Origin of the sequence: Streptomyces sp. NPDC014801 (genome assembly GCF_043082085.1) — a bacterium.
Taxonomy (GTDB): domain Bacteria; phylum Actinomycetota; class Actinomycetes; order Streptomycetales; family Streptomycetaceae; genus Streptomyces.
In genome coordinates, this window is record NZ_JBIBXG010000005.1 from 219,712 (window position 1) to 229,204 (window position 9,493).

The window sequence follows — 9,493 nt, forward strand, 5'->3', positions numbered from 1 at the left end:
CTTGACATGGGCCAATGCTAAGCTCGCGCCGGCTCATTTGGACACCCGTTCGTGGATTCCCGTGCCGGCTCGGCGAAGACCTTCACCCCGGGGGAGGGGCGACGTCATGACGCGATCAGGCACAGGAATCCGGACACGGTGGCGAATTCTCATGTGTCTTCTCCTGTGCGCCGCGCCGGCCGCCTGCACCTCCGCCGCCCGGGACCACGCCGACGCCCGCGGCTCGCGGGCACCCCTGCCCGCCTACGGCAGTTCTGACATCCACCCCCGCCCGCCCGGGCAGGTGCGGCAGGGCGGCACCCTCACCCTGCCGATCACCCAGTGGCCCCACCAGTTCAACGCCTACCACGTGGACGGCGCCTGGGACGACGTCTCCACCATCATGGGCCTGCTCGAACCCCGGCTGTTCCGCGTCGACGCCCGCGGCCTGCCCCACCCCGACCCCGCCTACCTGCGCTCCGCCAGCGTCACCTCCACCGCGCCCCAGACCGTCACCTACCGGCTCGCGCCGAACGCACGCTGGTCCGACGGACGACCGCTCGGCTGGCGCGACTTCGACGCCCAGTGGCGTGCCCTCGGCCGCGGCGACGGCCGCTACCGGGTCGCCGACCCCAGCGGCTACGAGGACATCACCGGCGTGAGCCAGGGAGCCGACGCCCACGAGGTGCGGGTCACCTTCAAGGAGCCGTTCGCCGACTGGCAGCGGCTGTTCACGCCGCTCTACCCGGCCGCCGCCTTCGCCACGCCCGCACAGTTCAACACCGCCTGGCAGGACCGCGTCCCGGTCACCGCCGGCCCCTTCCGGATCGGCACCGCCGACCGGGCCGGCCAGACCCTCACCGTCGTCTCCGACCCGCGCTGGTGGGGATCCCGGCCCCGCCTGGACCGCATCGTCTTCCGCACCCTCGACCCCTCCACCGCCGTCCAGGCCTTCCTCAACGGCGAGATCGACGCCGTCAACGCCGCCGCGGCCGACGTCCTCGACCGGCTTCGCGGCGCCCGCGACACCGACATCCGCACCGGTTACGCCTGGGACGACGTCCAGGTCGCCCTCAACGGCGCCGCCGGCCCCCTCACCGACCTCCAGGTCCGCCGCGCCGTGCTGCGCGCCGTCGACCGCCGCGCCCTGGCCGAGGTCGCCGGCAACGGCCTGCCCGTCGGCGTGCCCCTGCTCGGCAACCACTTCTTCATGACCAACCAGCCCGGCTACGCCGACCACGCGGGGCCGTGGGGCACCTACGACCTGAAGGAGGCCGAACGCCTGCTGGACCGGCAGGGCTGGCACCGCACCGGCGACGGCGTCCGCCGCCGCGGCGGCCGGGAACTGCGCCTGAGGTTCGTCCTCAGCCAGTCCACCAACCGCCTCGGCCTCGACCTGTCCCAGCTGATCCAGCAGATGCTGCGCCGCGCCGGCATCGCCGTGGACATCCAGAAGGTCCCCGCCGACGCCTATCTGCCCCAGTACCTCAACCGCGGCAACTTCGACCTGGCCATCTTCCGCGTCACCGGCCAGACCTACCCCAGCGCCCTCTACCCCCTCTACCGGCAGCCCGCCGGCAACCAGGTCTACGAGAACTACGGCCGCGTCTCCAGCCCCCGCATCGACGCCCTGCTGCGCGAGGCCGGGCACACCCTCGACCCGGCCCGCCGCAACGGGCTGTACAACCAGGCCGACGCCCTCGTCTGGCAGCAGGCCCACGACGTCCTGCTCTACCAGCGCCCCCAGGTCCTCGCCGTCCGCGCGGGCCTGGCCAACTACGGCGTGGCCGGCCTCGGCGACATCGACTACACGGCCGTCGGCTGGGAGCGCTAGGGGGCGTCGAGACACCCCCTAGGGCCGGCGCAGCGCGTCGAACCCGAGGGCGACCGAGGCCAGCGTGACGTGGTGGTGCCAGCCGCGGAACGAACGGCCCTCGAAGTCCGCGAGACCGAAGTCCTGCTGCAGCCGCTCCAGACTCTGCCCCGACAGCGCCCGCAACTGGGCCAGCGGCAGCACGTCCGCCACCTTGCGGGCCGGCAGGTTCGTCAGCCAGTACGTGCGCGGCTCCGGCCGCCCGTAGGGCCAGTCGGTGACCAGGTGCCGGGGGCGGCGGGCCGCGCGGGCCCCGGCCCCGCCGCCGTGCGGCGCCTCCGACTGCAGCAGCGCGGCCACCGACAGCACCTGCGACTGGCGCGGCCGCGACGTCGCCCGGTCCTGCCACACGATCGGGGTGCGCTCGCGGTGCTGCGCCGCGTGCGCCGCGAGCTCCTGCAAAGTGCCGCTGCCGGGCGCGGAGCCCGCGCAGGGCCGCGGCAGCGTGACCGCCACCGTCGGCGCGACCTGCACGAGATACGCCAGCCCCCGGGCCTCCAGGCCCCGCAGCAGCGCCCCCAGGTCACCCTCGCCGCGCCAGTCCAGCAGCACCGGCAGCGGCTCCAGGAACCACTCGTCCAGCATCTCGTCCACGGCCTCCAGGACGTACCGCCAGCGCGGCCGGGCCCGCTCCTCCGACGGCAGATGGGCCTGCCGGCGCAGCCGCTCGTCCCGGTCCCAGCGCTGCGGCAGCAGCAGCCGCCAGCTCACCGGGACCCCGCCGTGCCGGCCCACCAGGGAGGTGGCGAGCGCCAGCTGGCAGTTCACCGTGCGCTCCAGCGAGGAGGCGTACTGCCGGGCCACCCCCACCGACCGGTCGCCGTTCTTGGTGAAGACCACCTCGTCGACGCACCAGGCCTCGTTGCGCAGCGCCCGGCTCACCCGCCCGGCGAGCCGCTGGCGCACCGGACCGCACGACCACGGGCTCTGGTTGACGAACTGCTGGATCTGCTGCACGGCCGGCCGCCCCAGCACATGCTCGGAGATGCGCGCCGGCGTCTTGCGCCCGGAGACACCGAGCAGCCCCCGCACGTACACCTCGCCCCAGCGGCGCTGGTCGGAACGGGCCAGCGTGCCGAAGAGGTCCTGGCAGTACGCGGAGAAGTCCACCGGCTGCACGGGCGGCTCGGGCGCCGGGCGGTCGCTTCGTCCGGCGGCGACAGGGCCGGGGGACAGGGTGATGGTCACGGATCAGTCCTCCTCGCCCTCGTCGAGTACGAAGGCGTCGGTTGCGAGCAGGGCCGCGCGGATCTCGGGCAGGACGCTGCCGACGACGACGAAGTCGACGTCGAGCCCCGCCTTGGTGCGCTGCACGAGGAGTTCGTTGACGGCGGGCCGGCACATCTCGGTGACCTCGTCGAGGTGGAACTCCACCCGCCGGGGACCGGCGGCCATCACCTCGCCGAGCATCCGGCGGAACTTGTCCAGCTCGGTGCCGTCCACCGCGCCGCCGCAGCGCACGTGCGCGGTGCCGCCGTCGAACTCGCTGCGGATCCGCAGCCGCATCTGGACCGGCTCCAGCTCGACCCGCACCCGCACCGGGACGTCGCTCTCCGGGAGCTTCACCGTCAGCTGCTTGGCGTCGAAGTGGTGGTGCGGCACACCGTCCACCCACACCCGGGTCAGCTCCACCGAACCGGCCGGCAGCAGGTCCGGCGCCACCCGCAGCTCCCGCTCGGGCAGATCGGCGGGGCGCGGGCGGAAGTGCAGGGTGAGCGGCTCGTGACTGATCAGCAGACCGGTGTAGGTCGCCGCCAGGTAGCACAGCTCCAGGGCGTGGTAGCCCGACATGGAGTGCGAGCCCTTGAGCCGCTCGGTGCCCACCAGGTAGGGGATGCCGGAGGCCAGCACGTTGAAGTACACACCGCCGTCCTGGTGGTCCAGGAAGAAGGCGTTGTAGAAGGCGGCCGCCTCGCGCGCGAGACGCAGCTGCTCGGGGTTGCCGGAGGAGCCCGCCAGGATCAGATAGGCGAGGATCGCCTGCTCCTGCTGCCACCAGGCCTTGCGGTCGTGCCACACCATCCGGTGGATGCCGCTGTCCGGGTCGGGCCGCCGCTCCACCACGTCGTACCAGCCGCCGCGCAGCTGGTCGCTGCCGACGGCCGGCATGATCTCGGCGATCCGGTCGGCGGTTCCGGCGTACTCCGGCTTGTCGCGCAGCGCCCTGATCCGGGTCAGGTTCCAGGCGATCTTCAGGTTGTGGCCGACCACGGCCCGGTCCTGCTGCCAGCCCCAGGTGCGGTCGGGGGTCCAGTCCTCGTGGAAGCGCTCCTGGACGAAGGGGCTGGCCGGCTCGTCCGGGAAGTGCTCGACGATCGCGTCCGCCGTCTCCTCGAGCAGTTCGGCGAAGTCCTGCCGGCCGGTGGCGAGGAAGGCGTTGATCAGATACGCCGGGGCGTGGTCGCCGACCGAGTTCCAGTTCTTGCGCGAACGGTTGCGGCCGAGCGCGTCGTCGCAGGGGCTGAGGTTGATCGGGTCGATGTGCGAGAAGAAGCCCCCGCGCTCCTCGTCGCGGAAGTACCGCTGGAACAGCGCGACCGTGCGGTCGATGTCCTGAAGGATCCGCGGGTCGCCGGTGATCCGGTACGTCTGGGTCGGCCCGGCCAGCGCGTAGATCTGCTCGTACATCGGGATGGCGTCGAAGTCGTCGCCGAACTCGGAGGCGAAGACCTTGCGCTGCCCGTTCGGCGTGATGTCCATGCCGTGGTACCAGTAGACGATCCCGTCCTGCTGGTCGTCCACGCGCATGTACTGGCGTAAGTACTCCGTGCCGCTCTCGGCCGCGTCCAGGAACCGGTCCTCGCCGGTGAGCAGATACGCCGTGGCCAGGCCGTACACCAGTCGGGAGATGGTGTCGGTCTCCTGCCGCACGTTCTGCCCGGCGTGCTCGGGCAGGTGCGCCCCGTCGAGCGTGAGATGGGTGCGGTAGGTACGCCAGTCGAACTTGCCGTCGGGGAACTGACCGCGCAGGTAGAAGTCGGCGATCGCGGCCGCCTGCTGCACCCACCACCGCGGGTGCTCGAAGACGTACTGGCCGCGGCTCTCCTCGGGGAAGGTGATCTCCTTCGCCTCGAAGCGCGAGCCGCCCTCCCACTCGTAGAAGATCCCGTAGGCGAACAGGAAGCGGCCCGAGCTCAGCATGTCCCGGGTCTGCCCGGTGGTGTCGCGGTAGCCGTCGCCGAGGTTGCGCACGATCCGGGAGACGACGTTGCGGGCCAGGTGCACGGTGAACTCGCGGCCGTCGGAGGTGCGCAGCCCGAACCGGTGCTCGGTGGGGCTGAAGTACGTGACGTAGCCGGCGAGGGTGTCGGAGTACGTGCGGCGTTCGGCGGTGGCGCTCATGTCGGTCAACCCTTCTCGTCGGGCAGGGACACCAGCAGCACGACACTGCGGCCGTGGGCGTGGAAGGAGTGCGCGTCGACCGGTTCCTCGTCGCCGGGGGCCCGCAGGTCGCGCGGGCCGGGGCAGGCGGTGTCCAGCACCCGGTGCCAGCGGTGGCCGTCGAGGACCGGCAGTTCGAAGTCCAGACCGAGGTGGAACATGTTCAGGATCAGGTGCAGGTCCGGGTCCCCCTGGAAGCCGCCCAGCGTCGCGGCGAGGACGCGGGCCTCGGGGTCGTTCCAGCCGGGGCAGTTCAGCCGGGTGCCGTGCCAGGTCACGTCCGGCACGCCCCGCTCGTTGAGGCGCTCGGTGAAGAAGCGGGGCTCGCGGAAGGTCGCGAACCGCTTGCGCAGCGCGATGACCCGCTCGGCGAAGGAGCGGATCTCCGTCTCCTTCTCGGCCTGCTCCCAGTCCAGCCAGGAGACCTGGTTGTCCTGGCAGTAGGCGTTGTTGTTGCCGCCCTGGCTGTTGCGGAACTCGTCGCCGGCCAGGATCATCGGCACGCCCCGGCTCAGCATGAGGATCGACTGGAAGTTCTTGATCTGGCGGATCCGCAGCCGCTCCACCTCCTCGGAGTCGGTGGGGCCCTCGACGCCGCAGTTCCAGCTGAAGTTCTCGTGCGCGCCGTCGGCGTCCGCCTCGCCGTTGGCGTGGTTGTGCTTGTGGTCGTAGCTCACCAGGTCGTTGAGCGTGAACCCGTCGTGGCAGGTGACGAAGTTGATGCTGTTGGTGGGCAGCACCTGCTGCGGGAAGAACAGGTCCGCCGAGCCGCCGAGGCGGGAGGCGATCTCCCCGACCAGCCCGGCGTCCCCGCGCACGAACCGGCGCACATCATCACGGAACGGGCCGTTCCACTGCGCCCAGCGCTTCCCCGGGAACCGGCCCACCTGGTAGAGCCCGCCGCCGTCCCACGGCTCGGCGATGATCTTCGTCTCGGCGAGCACCTGGGACAGCTCGATCGCCCACAGCGCGGGCGGCACCGCCATCTCGTAGCCCATCGGCCCGCGGGACATCTCCGAGGCCAGGTCGAACCGGAACCCGTCGACGTGGTGCTCGGTGACCCAGTACTCCAGGCACTCCAGGATGAACTTGGTGACCATCGGATGGTTGGCGTTGACCGCGTTGCCGCACCCGGTGAAGTCCATGTAGCGGCTGCGGTCCTGCGGCCACAGGTGGTAGTACGCCTCGTTGGCCGCGCCGCGGAAACTGATCGTCGGGCCGTGCTCGTTGCCCTCGCTGGTGTGGTTGAACACCACGTCCAGGATCACCTCGATGCCCCCCCGGTGCAGGGCCTTGACCATGTCCCGGAACTCGGTGATGTGGGCGGCGAGATGAGGCTGCGAGCAGTAGCCGGTGTGCGGGGCGAAGAAGCCGTACGGGTCGTAGCCCCAGTAGTTGCGCAGCGCCGTGCCGTCCGGCCCCATGCGCAGGATCTGCGTCTCGTCGAAGTCGAAGACGGGCAGCAGTTCCACGGCCGTGATGCCGAGCCGCACCAGCTCCGGGATCTTCTCCACGACCGCCGCGAAGGTGCCGGGGTGCGCGGTGCGGGAGGTGGGGGAGGCGGTGAGCCCCCGTACGTGCATCTCGTAGATGACCGTGTCGGCCATCGGTGTGCGCAGCGGCCGGTCGCCCTCCCAGTCGTAGTCGTCGAGGTCGACGACCAGGCTGCGCATGGAGTGCTCGACGTTGTCGGCCTGGCCGACGGCCTGCAGACGGTCCCAGCGGCTGTTGATGTTGGCCCGCGCGTACGGATCCAGCAGGACCTTGCGGTGGTTGAACCGGGCCCCCGAGTGCCGGGTGTTGCGCGGCCCGTCGATCCGGTACGCGTAGACCTGGCCGGGTCCGAGGCCGGCCACGTGGCAGTGCCAGAAATGGAAGCTGCGGTGCTGCTCGGGGCTCAGCCGGATCACCCGCGAGGGCTGCGCGGCGTCGCAGCGGTCGAAGAGGAGCAGGTCGACCCGGGTCGCGTGCTCCGAGAAGATCGAGAAGTTCACGCCGTCGGCGTCCACGGTGGCGCCGAGCGGCTGCGGCCGTCCCGCGGTCACCGCCGAGGCGGCTTCGGGCCGGCGCTCCAGCATCAGGCTTCCCTGGGTATTCACAGAGCTTCACCTCTTGTCACCTGGGAGTCACGTCGGTTGTCAAAGCCCGGTTCAAGACACCCAAGAGGCCCATGACGACGTGGCGGGACTGTGCCGAAGTCAGTCAACAAGGCTTGTAAGGTCGAGTCAAGCGAGTTGTAAATCCGGAAGCCTGTGCGAAGGGTGACCCCACGTTCGAGCGAGGGCTGGGCTGCGGGTTCTCCGGCGAGCAGGAATCTTGCGGAATCCGCCCCCGAGGGGCGGGATCGAGCCTGCCGGGCCTCGGCGCGGGCCGGCGGGCCGTGCGGCGGGCAAGTGCGGGCGTGCGGCGGGCAGGGCCGGGCGTGCGTGCGGCGGGCAAGGGCGGGCGAAGGCGCTCGTGCGCGCCACACGACGAAGCCCCGGCCGCTTTCCGCGGCCGGGGCTCCGGCTGGTGTCCGAGGGGGGACTTGAACCCCCACGCCCGATAAAGGGCACTAGCACCTCAAGCTAGCGCGTCTGCCATTCCGCCACCCGGACAAGGTGTGCGTCGTGCGGGGTTTCCCTCGCGGCGACGACGTAAACATTACCAGGCTTTCCGGGGTGGCCGATCACCCCCGCCCCCGGGCCGGCGCACCGGGAGCGCCGCGTGAACGGCGTGTGACGGGCCGGGACCGGTCTTGGGCCCGAACGGGGGCCGGGGGGAGGATGAGGGGGACCCACCAGCAGTGACACCGGGAGGAAGCAGCGTGAGCGAGACGGACACGGCCAGGGGCGTCACCGGCGAGGACGAGGTCGTGGACCTCTGCCGCGAGCTGATCCGGTTCGACACCAGCAACTACGGCGACCACTCGGGCCCCGGTGAACGCAAGGCGGCCGAGTACGTCGCCGAGAAGCTCGCCGAGGTCGGGCTGGAGCCGAAGATCTTCGAGTCGCACCCCGGCCGCGCCTCCACCGTGGCCCGCATCGAGGGCGAGGACCCGTCCCGGCCCGCGCTGCTCATCCACGGCCACCTCGACGTCGTGCCGGCCAACGCCGCCGACTGGACCCACGACCCGTTCTCCGGCGAGATCGCCGACGGCTGCGTCTGGGGACGCGGGGCCGTGGACATGAAGGACATGGACGCCATGACCCTCGCGGTCGTGCGCGACCGGCTGCGCTCCGGGCGGCGCCCGCCGCGCGACATCGTGGTCGCCTTCCTCGCCGACGAGGAGGCCGGCGGCACCTACGGCGCCCGCCACCTGGTCGACCACCACCCCGATCTCTTCGAGGGCGTCACCGAGGCGATCAGCGAGGTCGGCGGCTTCTCCTTCACGGTGAACGAGCAGCGCCGGCTCTACCTGATCCAGACGGCCGAGAAGGGCATGCACTGGATGAAGCTCACCGTGGCCGGCACCGCCGGGCACGGCTCGATGATCCACCGGGACAACGCCATCACCGAGCTGAGCGAGGCCGTCGCCCGGGTCGGCCGGCACAAGTTCCCGGTGCGGGTCACCAAGACCACCCGCGCCTTCCTGGACGAGCTGGGCGACGCGCTCGGCACCGAGCTGGACCCGGAGGACATGGAGTCCACGCTCGCCCGGCTCGGCGGCATCGCCAAGCTGATCGGCGCGACCCTGAGCAACACCGCCAACCCGACCCAGCTGAACGCCGGCTACAAGGTCAACGTCATCCCCGGCGAGGCCACCGCGCACGTCGACGGCCGCTTCCTGCCGGGCCACGAGGAGGAGTTCCTCGCCGACCTCGACCGGCTGCTCGGCCCGAACGTCCGCCGCGAGGACGTGCACGCCGACAAGGCCGTGGAGACCACCTTCGACGGCGCGCTGGTGGAGGCCATGCAGTCCGCGCTGGTCGCCGAGGACCCGGCCGCCAAGGCCATCCCGTACATGCTCTCCGGCGGCACCGACGCCAAGTCCTTCGACGACCTCGGCATCCGCGGCTTCGGCTTCGCGCCGCTGAAGCTGCCGCCGGAGCTGGACTTCGCCGGCATGTTCCACGGTGTCGACGAGCGGGTGCCGGTGGACGGTCTGAAGTTCGGCGTGCGGGTGCTCGACCGCTTCATCGACGCGTCCTGAACGAGCCGTGGGGCGGCCCCCCAGGGGGCGCGGCCCCCCCCCCGTTTGCCCGGTGTAAAGCCACATAAAGCGACGACAAGAATAGGGGGGGGGTGGGGGCAAAAAAAGATAGGTAAATCGGGGGGGTT

5 protein-coding genes and 1 tRNA gene are annotated in these 9,493 nt (G+C 71.4%); 2 read left to right on the forward strand and 4 right to left on the reverse strand.

Translation table 11 applies throughout. The annotated features are described in order from the left end of the window. The first annotated feature begins 151 nt into the window (after positions 1–151). Entirely contained in the window at positions 152–1,813 is a 1,662-nt protein-coding gene (locus ACF1AL_RS13275) for an ABC transporter family substrate-binding protein (protein ID WP_391821342.1), read from the forward strand. A gap of 18 nt (positions 1,814–1,831) precedes the next feature. Here the strand turns inward: ACF1AL_RS13275 and ACF1AL_RS13280 are convergent, their stop codons facing one another. The 4 genes from ACF1AL_RS13280 to ACF1AL_RS13295 all read right to left on the reverse strand — a co-directional run bounded on the left by ACF1AL_RS13280 (position 1,832) and on the right by ACF1AL_RS13295 (position 7,830). Further along, the gene (locus ACF1AL_RS13280) at positions 1,832–3,040 is read right to left on the reverse strand and encodes an IS701 family transposase (RefSeq protein ID WP_391825957.1); all 1,209 of its coding nucleotides are present in this window, start codon (positions 3,038–3,040) and stop codon (positions 1,832–1,834) included. Between the two features lie 3 nt (positions 3,041–3,043). Beyond that, positions 3,044–5,194 carry an AGE family epimerase/isomerase gene (locus ACF1AL_RS13285; protein WP_366836131.1) on the reverse strand — a complete coding sequence of 717 codons (2,151 nt, stop codon included), beginning with the start codon at positions 5,192–5,194 and terminating at the stop codon, positions 3,044–3,046. Between the two features lie 5 nt (positions 5,195–5,199). Continuing rightward, on the reverse strand, positions 5,200–7,332 hold the full coding sequence (gene glgX / locus ACF1AL_RS13290) for a glycogen debranching protein GlgX (RefSeq protein WP_391825958.1): 2,133 nt from the start codon (positions 7,330–7,332) through the stop codon (positions 5,200–5,202). A 410-nt stretch (positions 7,333–7,742) separates the two neighbouring features. Further along, positions 7,743–7,830: transfer RNA gene (locus ACF1AL_RS13295), tRNA-Leu, on the reverse strand. Between the two features lie 209 nt (positions 7,831–8,039). Here ACF1AL_RS13295 and ACF1AL_RS13300 point away from each other — a divergent pair. Next, positions 8,040–9,365, forward strand: coding sequence for a M20/M25/M40 family metallo-hydrolase (locus tag ACF1AL_RS13300; RefSeq protein ID WP_366836129.1), 1,326 nt, complete (start codon positions 8,040–8,042; stop codon positions 9,363–9,365). Positions 9,366–9,493: the final 128 nt, after the last annotated feature.